The sequence below is a fragment of the Pedobacter gandavensis genome, assembly GCF_032678465.1.
GTDB classification, from domain to species: domain Bacteria; phylum Bacteroidota; class Bacteroidia; order Sphingobacteriales; family Sphingobacteriaceae; genus Pedobacter; species Pedobacter gandavensis_B.
The window spans coordinates 270766-285857 of record NZ_JAVTSK010000006.1 but is presented as its reverse complement, the minus strand read 5'-3'; the positions used below and the strand labels follow the sequence as shown (position 1 = coordinate 285857).

Genomic DNA, 15092 nt, shown 5'->3' with positions numbered 1-15092 from the left:
AAACGTTTATAAAATGAGCGGATTGAAGGAAAATTCCCTACTTAAAAAACTGCATATTAAACCAGGATTTAAAGTACTTATCGAGCATGCTCCGGATGATTTAGTAGAATTCCTGGGGGATTATGATGCGATCCAGCTTAGTTTTAATTCGGAGAAGGAATTTGATGCAGTGATTTTATTTGTGAGCAATGCATATGAATTGGAAGAGCATCTTGGTCGATTGCATCAACTATTACAACCTACCACCCTTTTCTGGATTGCCTATCCTAAGAAAAGTTCAGGAATCACTACAGATTTAAACATGATGGGGCCATGGGATGAATTGAAAACTTATCATTTAACACCTTGTGCTTCTGCTTCGATTTCTGAGGTCTGGACAGGTATCCGTTTAAAGCCGGTAGACCAGGTCAAAGCATCGGCGGTCAGAAATGAGAACATTCAAAAGAATGATTTTTCTAATTACATCGACGTGCAGAGTAAGCAGGTGAAAATGCCAGAGGATTTGGAATTTGCATTAAAACAACATCCTAAAGCCCTGGAATACTTCCTGACATTGGCTTATTCCCATAAAAAGGAATATGTTTTGTGGATATTGACTGCCAAACAGGATAAAACCAGAATTGTTAGGATAGAGAAAACAATTGAAATGTTATTGTCGGGGAAGAAAAACCCAACTGCTAAATAGCTGGAAAATATCGCTCTCCATGAGCATCCGATAAATAAAAAAGGTCTGGTATTATACCAGACCTTTTTTATTTTGAAATTGCTTTAGCTTAGGCGTAAGGAATACCGTCTTTAGAAGCTAATCTGCTATGTCCCATTAAGTATTCATCTACTTTACGGGCCGCTTCCCTACCTTCAGAAATGGCCCAAACCACTAAGGACTGACCACGACGCATATCTCCTGCTGCAAAGATCTTTGCAATATTGGTCTGATATTTACCTTCTTCGGCTTTCACATTTCCTCTATTATCAAGCTCTACACCTAACTTTTCAATCAAGCCTTCTTTTTGAGGATGTAGGAAACCCATGGCCAATAATACCAGCTGACAAGGTAAATCTCTTTCTGTACCTGGCTTCTCCTTGAAATTCAAAGGTCTGCCTGTAGGATCAATTTCCCACTCAACATCTACTACTTTTAACGCTTTAAGGTTACCGTTCTCATCTTTGATGAACTCCTTGGTGTTCACAGCCCATGCTCTTTCGCAACCTTCTTCATGTGAAGAAGTCACTTTAAGCAACATTGGGAACGTTGGCCATGGCATGTTCGAAGTACGTTGTGAGGAAGGCATTGGCATGATTTCAAACTGCATCACAGATTTTGCACCCTGACGGTTTGAAGTACCAATACAATCCGAACCCGTATCACCCCCACCAATTACAATTACATCTTTACCAGTAGCAAGAATCGCTTCCTGTTCAAAGCTGATATTTTGAACGCGTTTGTTCTGTTGTTTTAAGAAATCCATAGCAAAATGAACCCCTTTAGCTTCGCGACCATTGATTGTTAAATCTCTTGGGATGGTAGAACCACCTGCCAAAACAATACTCTGGAACTCTCTCAATAAAGTATTCAATTCTACATTTACTCCAACATTAGAATTACATTTGAACACGATACCTTCCTTTTCCATCAGTTTGATGCGGCGGGTAACTACATCCTTCTGAAGTTTGAAATCAGGAATCCCATAATTCAGTAAACCCCCGGGTGCATCATCGCGTTCATAAACCACCACCTCATGCCCAGCTCTGTTCAGCTGTGCTGCAGCAGCTAATCCTGCCGGACCAGAGCCAATAACAGCTACTTTCTTACCGGTACGGATCAGTGGTTCTTCTGCTTTTATATATCCTTTGTTGAAGGCAATTTCAATAATATGTTTTTCAATCTCCTCGATTGATACTGGTGATTTGTTGATTCCAAGTACACATGCAGACTCGCATGGTGCCGGACAAATTCTTCCGGTAAATTCAGGGAAATTATTAGTGCTCAGCAAGATAGTTGAAGCAAGCTGCCAATCTCCTTTATATACGGCATCATTAAATTCAGGAATTACATTTCCCAATGGACAGCCCGATTGGCAGAAAGGAACGCCACAATCCATACACCTTGCGGCTTCACGGTTTACCTGTTCCAATTCAAAATTCTCTACGAATTCATTATAATGCTTTAAACGAGTTTTAGCATCTTCTTTTACAGGAGCAGTTCTTTCATACTCTAAAAATCCAGTTACTTTTCCCATGGTTAAGCTATATTTAGTTTAGTGGTTGTCGTCATTTTGTGTTTCAATTTACGGTGGCTCTTGTTTGATCTATACTTAAACACTTACTGCAGCCCTTTTCATCATTACTGCTTTGTATTCTTTAGGGAATACCTTGATGAAATGTGCGGATTGAGTTGCCCAGTCGCTTAAGATAAACTTAGCTAAACTACTATCTGTAAGCTGGATGTGCTTTTTCAATAATACGTTGATACGCAATTCATCCTGTTCGTCCAGTGGATCAAGGTCTACCATCTCCTTATTACATTTATTGGTAAACTCCTGCTTCGTGTCATAGATCCAGGCCACACCACCGCTCATACCAGCAGCAAAATTGCTACCTGTATCACCGATTACCAGGACTTCACCACCAGTCATGTACTCACAACCGTGGTCACCTAAACCTTCCACTACAGCGGTAGCACCAGAGTTTCTTACCGCAAATCTTTCACCTGCCTGACCTCTTACAAATAACTCACCGGAAGTGGCACCATATAGGGCTACGTTACCAATGATGATGTTTTGCTCGGGTACATAGCTGATCGTACTGAAAGGATAGATTGATAATCTAGCTCCAGAAAGTCCCTTACCAACGTAATCATTGGCTTCACCTTCCAGTTGCAGCGAGATTCCTTTTGTCGCGAAAGCGCCAAAACTTTGTCCGGCTGAACCTTTGAATTTAAAGTTGATTGTATCTGCTGGTAAACCTTGTGATTTATAAATTTTTGACACCTCATTTGAAAGCATGGTACCTAAAGCACGATTGGTGTTCTTTACCTCAAACTCTCTGTAAATAGGCTCTTTATTCAATAATGCAGGAGCTGCAGCTTTGATCAATTGATGATCTAATACATCTGCCAGGCCATGGTCTTGTGTTTCTGTTTGATATAAGCTTAAGCCATTGTCCGGGGCTTTATATAAGATCGCAGAAAGATCCAGGTCTTTTAATTTCCAGTCGCTAGGATCTATTTCACGTAAGCTCAAAGCATCTGCCTGACCTACCATTTCTTCTACCGTTCTGAAACCTAGCTCTGCCATGGTCTCTCTTAACTCTTCTGCTAAGAAATGGAACAAGTTCACTACGTGATCTGCCTCACCGGTAAACAACTTTCTCAAGTTAGGATCCTGGGTAGCAACCCCCACCGGACAAGTATTCAAATGACATTTTCTCATCATGATACAACCTGAGGTCACCAATGCCGCTGTAGCTACTCCCCATTCTTCAGCACCTAATAAGGCTGCAATGGCGATGTCTTTACCTGTTTTCAGCTGACCATCTGTTTGTAATACGACCCTGCTACGCAAACGGTTTTTTACCAAAGTCTGGTGCGCTTCTGCTAAACCAAGCTCCCAGGGTAAACCAGCGTGTTGAATAGAAGTTAATGGAGAAGCACCCGTACCACCATCAAATCCAGATACCAGGATCACATCGGCATGTGCCTTAGCTACACCGGCAGCAATCGTACCTACACCTGCTTTAGAAACAAGTTTCACATTGATTCTAGCTTCGCGGTTTGCATTTTTCAAGTCAAAGATCAGCTGTGCTAAATCTTCAATAGAATAAATATCGTGGTGTGGTGGCGGCGAGATCAGACCTACACCAGGCGTAGCATGGCGAACTTTTGCAATCCAGTCGTCTACTTTATCACCAGGTAATTGTCCACCTTCACCAGGCTTCGCACCCTGTGCCATTTTAATTTGCAACTCATCTGCATTGCTCAGGTAATAACTTGTTACACCGAAACGTGCAGAGGCAATCTGTTTGATCGCAGAGCGCATTGAATCACCGTTAGGCAAAGTCTCATAACGCAATTCATCTTCACCACCTTCTCCGGTGTTGCTTTTTCCGCCGATGCGGTTCATTGCAATTGCTAAAGTAGAATGTGCTTCATGAGAAATCGAACCGAAAGACATTGCGCCTGTTGCGAAACGCTTCAGGATCTGTTCTACGGGTTCTACTTCCGCTAAAGATACTGCAGGACGTTTGTAATTAAATTCAAACAATCCCCTAATGGTAAATGCCTGATGTGTTTGCTCATTTACGAGCTTAGAATATTGTTTGTATACATTGTAATCATTCTTTCTGGTTGCATTTTGCAACAAGTGGATCGTTTGAGGGTTAAACAAATGCTGCTCACCTTTACGTTTCCATTTGTAATTACCTCCTGTAGGCAGGATCATATCCGGACGCGTTGCCGAACCAAAAATCCTATTGTGTTTGATCAAAGTTTCTCTGGCAATCTCATCCAACCCTAAACCACCGATTCTGGAAACTGCACCGGTGAAGTGATTGTCGACCACCTGTTTATTCAAACCAAGAATTTCAAAGATTTGCGCACCATGGTAAGATTGTAGAGTAGAAATTCCCATTTTAGAGAAGATCTTCAACAATCCGTTATTTACAGCATATATATAGTTCTGGATCAATTTAGCAGGTTTAACCTCCAATTCTGTTTCAAAACCAGTAATTGTTTCTTCTGCTAAGTAAGGGTTTACTGCAGTTGCGCCGAAGCCGATTAAGCAAGCAAAATGGTGCACTTCCCAAACATCACCAGCCTCTACTACTAGTCCAACATCACCTCTGTAACCCTTACGGATCAAATGATGGTGGACAGTAGATACGGCCAGCAAAGAAGGAATTGCAGCATGTTCAGAGTCTAAAGCGCGGTCAGACAGGATAATTACCTGGAAACCGTCTTCTACCGCGTCTACCGCATAACGACATAACCTATCTAATGCTTTGGCCATGGCGCCGGGTTTACCTGTAGCTCTGAAATAAGTTTGTAAAGTCTTAGACTGGAAAACTCCTGTATCTATACTTCTAAGTTTTTCTAATTCTAAATTGGTTAAAATCGGATGTTTGATACCCACACAGTGACATTGCAAAGCATTTTCTTCCAGGATATTACCATTATTCCCCATGAATCCTGCAAGACTCATTACCACTTTTTCGCGGATCGGGTCTATTGGCGGATTGGTTACCTGGGCAAACAACTGTTTAAAATAAGAGGAAAGGTGTTGTGGTTTTTGAGACAAAATCGCCAATGGAATATCAGTTCCCATTGAACCAATTGGTTCTTTACCATCCTTAGCCATTGGTTTCAGGATCAAATCGATGTCTTCACGGCTATAGCCAAAAACCTGCTGGTATTTAAAAATAGACTCCTGAGAAAGACCACTGAATACCACCCTTGGATCAGAAAGCTCTTCTAATCTGATCTGGTATTGATTTAACCAATCTGCATACGGTCTGCGGCTACATACAATTTGTTTGATCTCAGAATCAGAAATGATTCTACCCTGCTCCATATCTACCACAAACATCTTTCCAGGGGTCAACCTACCCTTTTCAATGATTTTGCTTTGATCTAATGCCAATGCACCGGCTTCTGAGGCCATAATCACATGATCATCTTCCGTAATGGCATACCTCTGTGGACGCAATCCGTTTCTATCCAGTGTGGCACCAATCAGGTTACCATCTGTAAAGGAAACAGCCGCCGGTCCATCCCAAGGCTCCATTAAAGTAGCGTGAAATTTATAGAATGCTTTTTTAAGTTCATCCATATCTTCATTTCCATCCCATGCTTCAGGAATTAACATCATCAAAACATGTGGCAGAGAACGACCTGCATGCACTAAAAGCTCTACTATATTATCTAAACAGCCAGAATCGGAATTGGATTCATCAATTACAGGAAGTAAAATATTCAGTTCTTCTGGTGTAAAATGAGAGGAAGCCAAAGACTTCACACTAGCCCTAAACCAGTTCAGGTTACCCTGTAGGGTGTTAATCTCTCCATTATGGGCAATATACCTGAAAGGTTGCGCCAATTTCCATGAAGGGAATGTATTTGTTGCAAAGCGACTATGAATTAGGCCAAAAGCGGAAACAACCCGCTTGTCGCTAAGCTCGGTAAAATAAGACCTAACCTGCAATGAGGTTAACTGTCCTTTATATACTATCGTTCTTGAAGAGAAAGAGGCAATGTAAAACTCGCCATTAATTCCTTTTACCGTATTATTAATAGTCTTGGATAAGTAATTCTTAAAAACGTAAAGCTTACGTTCAAAATCGGCACCAGCAGCAATTGCATACGGGCGTGCGATAAATACTTGTTCCATTTCCGGTTCTACAGAGAGGGCCATATCTCCAATACCTTCGGTATTGGTTTGTACTTTTCTAAAGCCCAAGACTTCCAATCCTAGCTTCTCTCCTGCACGGTAAATAATTTCTCTGCACTCTTCTCTCGCTTTAACGTCTTTCGGTAAAAACAACATCCCTACTCCGTAGTCTCCGGATTCATTCAGACTGAATCCTATTTTAAGACATTCGTCGTACAGAAATTCGTGAGGGATCTGTATCATGATACCTGCACCATCTCCTGTGTTGATTTCTGCGCCGCAAGCTCCGCGGTGATCAAGATTTTCAAGAATGGTTATTGCGTCGGAAATGATTTGTTGCGATTTTCTCCCCTTGATATGAGCAACGAAACCAATGCCACATGCGTCATGTTCAAAACGCTGGTCGTATAACCCTTGCTGATCTTGTGTTTGTTCCATAAGTTTAATTTATTGTTGGTTGGTATAGTGTGATTCGAACACTAAGTTACGCAAATAAATCAAGTAATTGTAATATCGGCATCTTTTTTAGGAAAAATGCAGTACATTTAAAATATAAACTCTTTTTATTGCAATATCGATATCTGAAATCGATGTAAAATGCAATATTGGCAATGATGGTTTGTATATATAAGGGAGTTAGCTTCAAAATCAGTCCTTCTAGTCCTAAAGCCCTTTCCCGCACAAAAAAAAAGTTTAAAATTATTTTCATCATCAATACCTTTAATTTCAATGTTTTAGCTAAAAAACCGCGAAAAAAGTGAAATAAAAGCATTTTATACTTTGGTAGATTCAGATCTTTTCCTACTTTTGTGACGGGCAAGTCTTACACGATCAGCTCCCTTTGAACTCCCCCAGGGCGGGAACGAAGCAAGGGTAGAAGGTTGTAGCGGTGCGATGTAAGGGGCTTGCCCATTTTTATTTTTTTAGATTGATATGCTACTATTGCATCCTCTTCTTTCTAACTACCAACCCGAGTTAAATAAAACCACATATTTTCTTAAACTATATATCTTATGAAATTTTTCATAGACACAGCTAATCTAGATCAAATCAGAGAAGCTCAAGACCTTGGCGTTCTAGATGGCGTAACTACCAACCCTAGCTTAATGGCTAAAGAAGGTATTACTGGCGACCAAAACGTATTGAACCACTATAAAGCAATCTGTGATATCGTAGATGCTAACGTTAGTGCGGAAGTAATTTCTACTGATTATGAAACCATGATCAAAGAAGGTGAAGCTTTAGCGAAATTAGATCCAAAGATTGTTGTTAAAATTCCTATGATTAAAGATGGTATTAAAGCAATTAAATACCTTTCTTCTAAAGGAATCAGAACCAACTGTACTTTAATCTTCTCACCTGGACAAGCTTTAATCGCTGCAAAAGCTGGTGCATCATATGTATCTCCTTTCCTAGGCCGTTTAGATGACATCTCTACAGATGGTTTCCAATTGATCGAGGACATCAGATTGATTTTTGATAACTACCAATACGAATGTGAAATTCTTGCAGCTTCAGTTAGAGGTCCAATGCACATTGTAAACTGCGCTAAATTAGGTGCTGATGTAATGACTGGTCCACTTTCTGCGATTCTTGCATTAATGAAGCACCCATTAACCGACAGCGGTCTTGCTCAGTTCTTAGCTGATCACGCGAAAGCTGCAGGTAAATAGGCAATTTAATTATATTAAGAAGTCCTGTTGATTTAATTCGACAGGACTTTTTTTATGGCTTCATAACTGATTTGTTCGTCAGGTTCGATCAGGATTCCCTTCACTCCTGCTCCGTTTGCAGCTTCTACGTCTCTTGGCTTATCGCCAATCATCACAGATAAAGCCGGATCAATGTTGTAAGTTTCAATCGCTTCCAACAACATTCCTGATAAAGGCTTTCTACAATTACAAGGCTCAGAAACCGTTGGGTGATGTGGGCAATAGTACGCATGCGCGATTTTTGCCCCCTGTGCTTCAAACTTTTCGCCCAGAATGCGGTGCATTTCAGCGAGTGTTTCTTCTGTATATCGCTTCAAAGCAATTCCTCCCTGGTTTGTGATGATGATCAGCATATAACCTTCGTCGTACAGCTTCTTTAACGGTGGAATCTGGTATTCCAGGACTTCAAAATCTTCTAATCTGCAGATGTAATCGTAGATCTCGTGATTTAACACACCGTCACGGTCAAGAAATATAGCTTTATTCATTTGATTGTTATTTTTTCAGCAAAGATGTAGATATTATAATTGTTTATTCTCTCTTCATGTCGTTTTTGTTAAACATAATCACGATATATGGTGTTATTAAGCGTTGAACCTTTAAAATTTTTATTATGCCCTATATCAAAAGAAATCCCGAAAACAGTAAATCTGTTAATATATTTTACGAAGATCTTGGTTCAGGAAAACCAGTAATTTTAATTCATGGTTGGCCCGTATCGCACGAAATGTGGGAATATCAGGTCGCCTCTATTGTATACAGTGGTTATCGCTGCATTGCTTACGACAGGCGTGGTTTTGGTCAATCGGATAAACCATGGGGTGGTTATGACTACGATACTCTTGCTTCAGACCTAAATGAACTGATTCTTGCGTTAGATTTATCAGAAGTTACCCTGGTCGGTTTTTCTATGGGTGGCGGAGAAGTCGTTCGTTATTTAGGTAAATATGGTAGTTCTAAAGTAGAAAAGGCAGTGCTGATTAGTTCAATTGTACCTTTGATGTTAAAAACTGATGACCATGAGGAAGGTGTTCCTCAGGAAGTTTTTGATGGTATGATTGCCAATATCCAAAAAGACCGTCCCGCATTCTTATCTGGTTTCGGTAAAGACTTTTTCAGCGAAGGTGTGTCGAATAAGCCGGTTAGCCAGGAGATTCAGAACTGGATGCATCAGCTGGCTATAGTAGCAAGCCCAAAAGCAACGGTGGATTGTGTTACTTCTTTCTCAGAAACGGACTTTAGGACAGACCTGAGTACGATTACAATTCCAGTGATGGTGATTCATGGAGATGATGATAAAATTGTTCCTGCTGAAGCCACGAGTGCAATTACTGCTATGCTTTTGCCTAATGCAGATTATTATAAAGTAGAAGGCGGATCACATGGCTTATTTATCACACATAAAGAAGAAGTGAACCAATTGCTGGTGAACTTTCTTAAAAGGTAATAGCTAAATGAGGAGTAAATGAGCGGAAATGAATTGATTTATTTTCCGCTACTCCTCTCCTTTTTTATGCATATTGAGGTTAAAAATGCAGGTTTAGGCATTAAAATTGGCTGATAATATAAGTTCAGGAAAAATAATCTTCCTTAGAATCAGTACAGTAAAGAATTTACATAGTTTTAATTTGCAGTATATATTTCCTAACCCTATATTTGCATCACTTTAAACGGAAACGCTTAGAGTAAAGCTAGAAAGCTTTGATTCCGTAGCTCAGCTGGTAGAGCATTACACTTTTAATGTAGTGGTCCTGGGTTCGAATCCCAGCGGGATCACAGAAGATAGTATCAAAACTACGTAAAAGCTTGCAAATCAAATGATTGCAAGCTTTTGTTTTTTACCGAAAACCCTAAAATATCCATCAAATCGCATATAAAATAGAGTGATTCGGTGAGTAAATCAAGGCTTTCACTACTCACCGAATAAAATACAACTTTCTGATTTACAGAAAGTTTCATCATGAAGCGACTTGATACATTTAGACTGCAAGGCTAATTTTGTTAACCTTAAGTCAGTTGATTATGAAAACTAATTTCACTTTGCTTTTCTATCTAAAAAAGCCGAAAAATTACAGTAATGGCGTTGTTCCTATCTATTTAAGGATCACAGTTGAGGGAAACCGTGCGGAACTTGCCACCAGCCGGAAATGTGAGCCAAACCAATGGAATGCTAAAGCCGGGCATTTAATAGGCACAAAAGACGATATTAGAGCATTGAATGCCTATCTGGATAAGATGAAGGCTGAAGTGTATGTTGCACATAGCCTACTATGTGCGGAAGATGCCGAAATAAGAGCAGAAAGCATCAAATGTAGGTTTCTGGGCAAAGAGGAAAAGACGCATACTTTATGCGAAGCCATTAAAACGCACAATAAGAACATGAAAAAGCTGGTTGGTAAGGACTATGCCATTGGAACACTTAAGAGATTTGAAATACTGGAAAGACACGTCAATGGTTTTCTTGCTTCTAAATATCATAAAAGCAACATCAATATTAAATACGTTAATTATGATTTTATCAGTGGTTTCGATTACTATTTGCGAACCGCCCAAAATAACACCACTAACACCGCTGTAAAACATCTTAAAAACTTAGGTAAGATCATTCGAATCTGTTTAAGTGAAAAATGGATAACCACAGACCCCTTCTTTGGTTACAAGTTAAAAACCAAGGTGGTGCATAGAGAATACCTGACAGCCGATGAATTGCGAAAAATCGAAGAGAAAGAATTTACGACCACAAGACTATCCCAGGTTAAGGATGTTTTCCTGTTTAGCTGTTATACTGGATATTACGGTTTGAATTGTGCCAGCTATTTCGGCCTGATAGTGCCAGCGATTACGGTTTAAATGATGCCACTTTAGTGGTTTAGTTTTAGCCCATCTTTCCGTTTTTTACGGTTTGAATTGTGCCACTTTAAAAGATCAAGAAAGAATTACCTTATCGTTTTTAAATACAGCGATATGGCCAACAAACTTGATCCGATGGACTTAAAACAAATACTCACATTACATCTGGAGGGTTACAGTAATCGTAAAATAGGTTCTGTTCTCGGTATTTCCCGTAATACAGTGAATACCTATATGCAACTATTTGCTGGTAGCGACTATTCATTTCAGGAGCTTCTGGGGTTCGATACCCCTGCTTTATCTGAGCTGTTCTCCTCCCATACTACACTAGATCCCGTGCGGCATAATGAACTCATGCTTTATTTTGAGGGGGTCAACAAGGCCCGGAACCACCCCGGTTTTATCTTTCTGTATCATTATCAGCAATATGTTGAACTAGCAGCAGACCCCTACAGTTATACGCAGTTCCTTGAGCATTACCGCCGTAAGTATCCTAAGGAAAAAGGCTCAATGAAACTTCAGCACATTGCTGGCGAAGAAATGTTCATAGACTTTGCCGGTAAAAAGCTGCATATCATCGATAAGCACACAGGAGAGATTGTTCCCATGGAAGTGTTTGTAGCCATACTTCCGTGCAGCCAGTACACATATGTTCAGGCGTGTATGAGTCAGAAACGCGAAGAAATGATATCCTGTTGTGCTAATGCCTTACGTTTCTATGGTGGATCGCCTAAAGCTATTGTGTCAGACAACCTAAAGTCCGCAGTTAATAGATCCAGTAAATATGAAGCCGATGTCAACCGTAGCTTTAAAGACTTTGCCCGCCATTATAACTGTGTCATCAATCCCACCCGTAGTTATGCTCCCCAGGACAAGGCCCTGGTTGAGAACGCGGTGCATTTGGTCTATCAGCGTATTTATTATCCATTACGGGAGATGACGTTCTTTTCACTGGAAGATCTCAACAGGGAAATTGCCGTCTTATTGGAGCCTTACAACAATCTTTTGTTTAAACGAAAAGAATCCAGCCGTATTGAACTCTTCCAAAGTATTGAACGTCAGTATCTCAAAGAGCTACCGCTTGATACATATGAAATGAAAGACTATAAAAGGGCCAAAATCCAGAAGATGGGCTACGCATACTTTTCTCCCGACAAGTGTTACTATAGTGTTCCATATCGGTATATCGGAAGGGAGACAATGATCCATTACACCAGGAGCCGTATTGAGATCTTTTATAACCATGAAAGGATTGCGCTGCATCAGCGCAACCTGAACAAGGGCAGCTATATCACCAATACAGATCACCTGAGCAGCACTCATAAGTTCTACTCGGAGTGGAGCCCTGAGTTCTTCAGGAAAAAAGCATTGGCCCAGGGTGAATATGTTTTGACGTGTATTGAAAAGATACTGGCCTCGCAGGATTACCCTGAAATAAGCTACAAGCGCTCTTTGGGCATTATCCAGCTGAACCGTTCCTATGGCTCTGAGCGACTCAACAATGCCTGCAAAAGGGCTTTAGATACAGATAGCTGCTCTTACCTGCGCATAAAGAACATACTCAAAAACAATATGGACAGACTACCGCTATTTAACGACCAGCTAGAACCCATACAACCGCATATACCTTTTCATAGCAATATACGCGGTGCTTCCGCTTATGAATAATGACAATCAAAAATCAGAAAAATGAACAATCAGACAGTTGAAAAACTACGTAACATGCGCCTGGGAGCCATGGCTCAATTACACCAACAGTATGTAAAGGAAAACAGGTTTGAAGGTATTACATGCGACGAATACCTGGCCCTACTTACGGATCATCAGTGGGAAGATCGGGAGAACAATAAAATTGACAGGTTGCTGAAACTGGCAAACTTTAGGCAGAACGCCAGTCTTGGTGATATAAACTATGCCAGTGAAAGAAATCTGGACAAGAACATGCTCGCACGCCTTGGTACACTCGACTTTATGCTGAGAAAGGAAAATATCATTGTATGTGGCGCATCCGGCACAGGGAAAAGCTATCTATCACAGGCTCTTGGGAATCAAGCATGCCTTACGGGAGTAAAAACACTCTATATGGTAACTGCCAGACTGATCAAAAAGATGAAATTGAGTAAAGTTGACGGAACCTACCTCAAGGAACTGGAAAAACTAACTAAAATGGAACTGTTGATACTTGATGACTTTGGTCTGCAGGCTTTTGATAACCAGGACCGGGAAACACTAATGGATATTATAGACGATCGGCATGGTAAAAGATCAACTATAATATCTTCCCAAATACCGGTATCAGCATGGTACGAAATCATTGGTGGTGAAGGCACTATAGCAGATGCCATCCTGGATCGGATTGTAAACTCCTCACACCGGATTGACCTGAAAGGTGAATCCCTGAGAAAAGGAATATTGAAAAAGGAATAATCCCAGCTTTTTTATATAATTGTATGATCTTTTAAGTGGCACGGTTTGACCGAAATCACTGGCACCATCACTCCGAAATACCCAGTTATACCGGGCTTTCTTATGCCGATGTGGAGAAACTCAGGCCGTCCGATATCAGTGAGGGGGTTGATGGGGAAAGATAGATATTTACTTACCGAAAAAAAACAGGTAAAAGGGCGGCAATTCCATTGCTCCCGATTGTAGCAAATATCGTTGACAAATATAAAGATCACCCCTATTGTGTTAGTCATGACAGAGTTTTGCCTGTTTCCAGTAACCAAAAGATGAACGAATATCTTGTTGAGATCGCCGCACTTTCGCAGGTGAATAAAAAGATTGGTAACCGCATTGCCAAACGGACTTTTGCAACAACGGTAACGCTAATGAATGGTGTGCCTATTAAAGTGTATCAAAGATGCTAGGACACACGAATATCCATACTACTCAGCTTTATGCTAAGATACTGGATGTAAAAGTTGGTTCTGATATGGCGCTATTGAAAAAGAAGTATGCATTAATTTAATTGCCAATACAATATTGAACCCTGTTTAACGTCTTTATATATGAGAGCGTTAATTTAGATGAAGCGGGAATGGTCAGAGTGATCTTTCCGCTTTTTTGTTTATTCATACTCATATCTATAAGTTAAGTACTGTCCTTTATAAGCCATCGTTTTGTATTCATTAGAAAACTTATTATTTAGTTCTAATTTTAATTTCTCGTCTTTAAAATTGTAATGCCTTTTATTTAGAAACCCTACCGTTCGTATTGTTGGATGGTCTAAAATTGGATTGAGATTACCATCTAAAATATTTGTGTTAACAAACCTAAAATCAATTAGACTAGGGAAATCATTCAAAAAATTAAGGTTTTCAATTGACCCACAATTGTTTAAACATAAAACTTTCAATTTTTTAAGCCCAAGTAATTCGTTGGAAAATTTAAATTTCTTCGATGAATTAATATGCAAGAATTCAACACTATCTCTCAATTGACTTAAACCCTGGTCATTTTCTAGTTTTACACAATAATGAAGCTCAAGTCTTTTTAGATTCCTGAACTTTTCAATTCCAATAAAGTCCTTGATGTTAGCCCAGTTTAATTCAAGGTATAATAGTTTATCTGATTCAGATAAAGCACCAAAAGAGTTTAACTTTTCTTTTAGGTGCCATAAAATTGCGTATTCAGAGTTTTCAAAAGTATTATTGCTCGCCGCAATCGTATTTTCCTTGAAGTCCTTTTCAAAAAAAGTGTCTTTCTCTAATTGCTCAAACCATATCGTGTTAAATCTCCAGTCCATTCTTTATGTTTTGCTTTTCATTCGTTCGTAAAGTTCAATTACTATCCAATTAAGTTCGCTTGATTACACCGATATTCCTTAATTTGCCCATAAGTTTCGTAATTTGAAATGTTAAACCCCCTCTTCAATGTCATTGTAATAAATAACTTCAGTTCCAAAAATCGCCACAACCCAAAAACCACCGCCCTCGCCACCATATTTTTCCTCTTGCCATTTTTGAGGCTTTATTTTTATTAAAGTCCAAAAGTTTAGCAACTCAACTTCAAGTTCTGACTCACCACGTAAGATCCACTTTTCTAATTCGCTTAATGAAATCGGTGTCCACATACTAAAAATCGTAAACCGTCACGGATATATTTCTTCCCATTAAAGTGGATTGGTCACTACAAATATCTACGA

The 15092-nt window shown here is 39.8% G+C and carries 11 protein-coding genes, 1 tRNA gene and 1 other RNA gene; 8 read left to right on the top strand and 5 right to left on the bottom strand.

Going from position 1 to position 15092, the window contains the following annotated elements; translation table 11 throughout:
• The first annotated feature begins 13 nt into the window (after positions 1-13).
• Positions 14-685, top strand: a complete 672-nt coding sequence (locus R2Q94_RS13290; protein ID WP_316821952.1) for a YdeI/OmpD-associated family protein — start codon at positions 14-16, stop codon at positions 683-685.
• A gap of 88 nt (positions 686-773) precedes the next feature.
• Here the strand turns inward: R2Q94_RS13290 and R2Q94_RS13285 are convergent, their stop codons facing one another.
• Together R2Q94_RS13285 and gltB are read right to left on the bottom strand one after the other, a co-directional pair.
• Positions 774-2240 carry a glutamate synthase subunit beta gene (locus tag R2Q94_RS13285; protein ID WP_316821951.1) on the bottom strand — a complete coding sequence of 489 codons (1467 nt, stop codon included), beginning with the start codon at positions 2238-2240 and terminating at the stop codon, positions 774-776.
• 75 nt (positions 2241-2315) lie between these two features.
• Positions 2316-6821, bottom strand: coding sequence for a glutamate synthase large subunit (gene gltB / locus R2Q94_RS13280; protein WP_316821950.1), 4506 nt, complete (start codon positions 6819-6821; stop codon positions 2316-2318).
• A 376-nt stretch (positions 6822-7197) separates the two neighbouring features.
• On the opposite strand from gltB, the gene ffs reads away from it, so the two are divergent.
• Positions 7198-7297, top strand: an RNA gene (ffs, locus tag R2Q94_RS13275) — signal recognition particle sRNA small type.
• A 99-nt stretch (positions 7298-7396) separates the two neighbouring features.
• On the top strand, positions 7397-8056 hold the full coding sequence (gene fsa, locus R2Q94_RS13270) for a fructose-6-phosphate aldolase (RefSeq protein WP_316821949.1): 660 nt from the start codon (positions 7397-7399) through the stop codon (positions 8054-8056).
• Between the two features lie 32 nt (positions 8057-8088).
• Here fsa and R2Q94_RS13265 read toward each other — a convergent pair whose 3' ends face one another.
• On the bottom strand, positions 8089-8583 hold the full coding sequence (locus tag R2Q94_RS13265) for an HAD family hydrolase (RefSeq protein ID WP_316821948.1): 495 nt from the start codon (positions 8581-8583) through the stop codon (positions 8089-8091).
• Positions 8584-8708: 125 nt separating this feature from the next.
• Here R2Q94_RS13265 and R2Q94_RS13260 point away from each other — a divergent pair, with 125 nt between their 5' ends.
• From R2Q94_RS13260 to istB, 5 genes are all read left to right on the top strand, one after another.
• Positions 8709-9542 carry an alpha/beta hydrolase gene (locus R2Q94_RS13260; protein ID WP_316821947.1) on the top strand — a complete coding sequence of 278 codons (834 nt, stop codon included), beginning with the start codon at positions 8709-8711 and terminating at the stop codon, positions 9540-9542.
• A 256-nt stretch (positions 9543-9798) separates the two neighbouring features.
• Positions 9799-9871: transfer RNA gene (locus R2Q94_RS13255), tRNA-Lys, on the top strand.
• A gap of 246 nt (positions 9872-10117) precedes the next feature.
• Positions 10118-10945 carry a site-specific integrase gene (locus R2Q94_RS13250; RefSeq protein ID WP_316821946.1) on the top strand — a complete coding sequence of 276 codons (828 nt, stop codon included), beginning with the start codon at positions 10118-10120 and terminating at the stop codon, positions 10943-10945.
• Positions 10946-11059: 114 nt separating this feature from the next.
• Positions 11060-12613 carry an IS21 family transposase gene (gene istA, locus R2Q94_RS13245; RefSeq protein WP_316821945.1) on the top strand — a complete coding sequence of 518 codons (1554 nt, stop codon included), beginning with the start codon at positions 11060-11062 and terminating at the stop codon, positions 12611-12613.
• A 21-nt stretch (positions 12614-12634) separates the two neighbouring features.
• Positions 12635-13372, top strand: coding sequence for an IS21-like element helper ATPase IstB (istB, locus tag R2Q94_RS13240; protein WP_316821944.1), 738 nt, complete (start codon positions 12635-12637; stop codon positions 13370-13372).
• Positions 13373-14015: 643 nt separating this feature from the next.
• Here istB and R2Q94_RS13235 read toward each other — a convergent pair.
• Positions 14016-14693: a hypothetical protein gene (locus R2Q94_RS13235; RefSeq protein ID WP_316821943.1), complete on the bottom strand. Its 678-nt coding sequence runs from the start codon at positions 14691-14693 to the stop codon at positions 14016-14018.
• 111 nt (positions 14694-14804) lie between these two features.
• Positions 14805-15020, bottom strand: a complete 216-nt coding sequence (locus tag R2Q94_RS13230; protein ID WP_316821942.1) for a hypothetical protein — start codon at positions 15018-15020, stop codon at positions 14805-14807.
• Positions 15021-15092 lie beyond the last annotated feature (72 nt).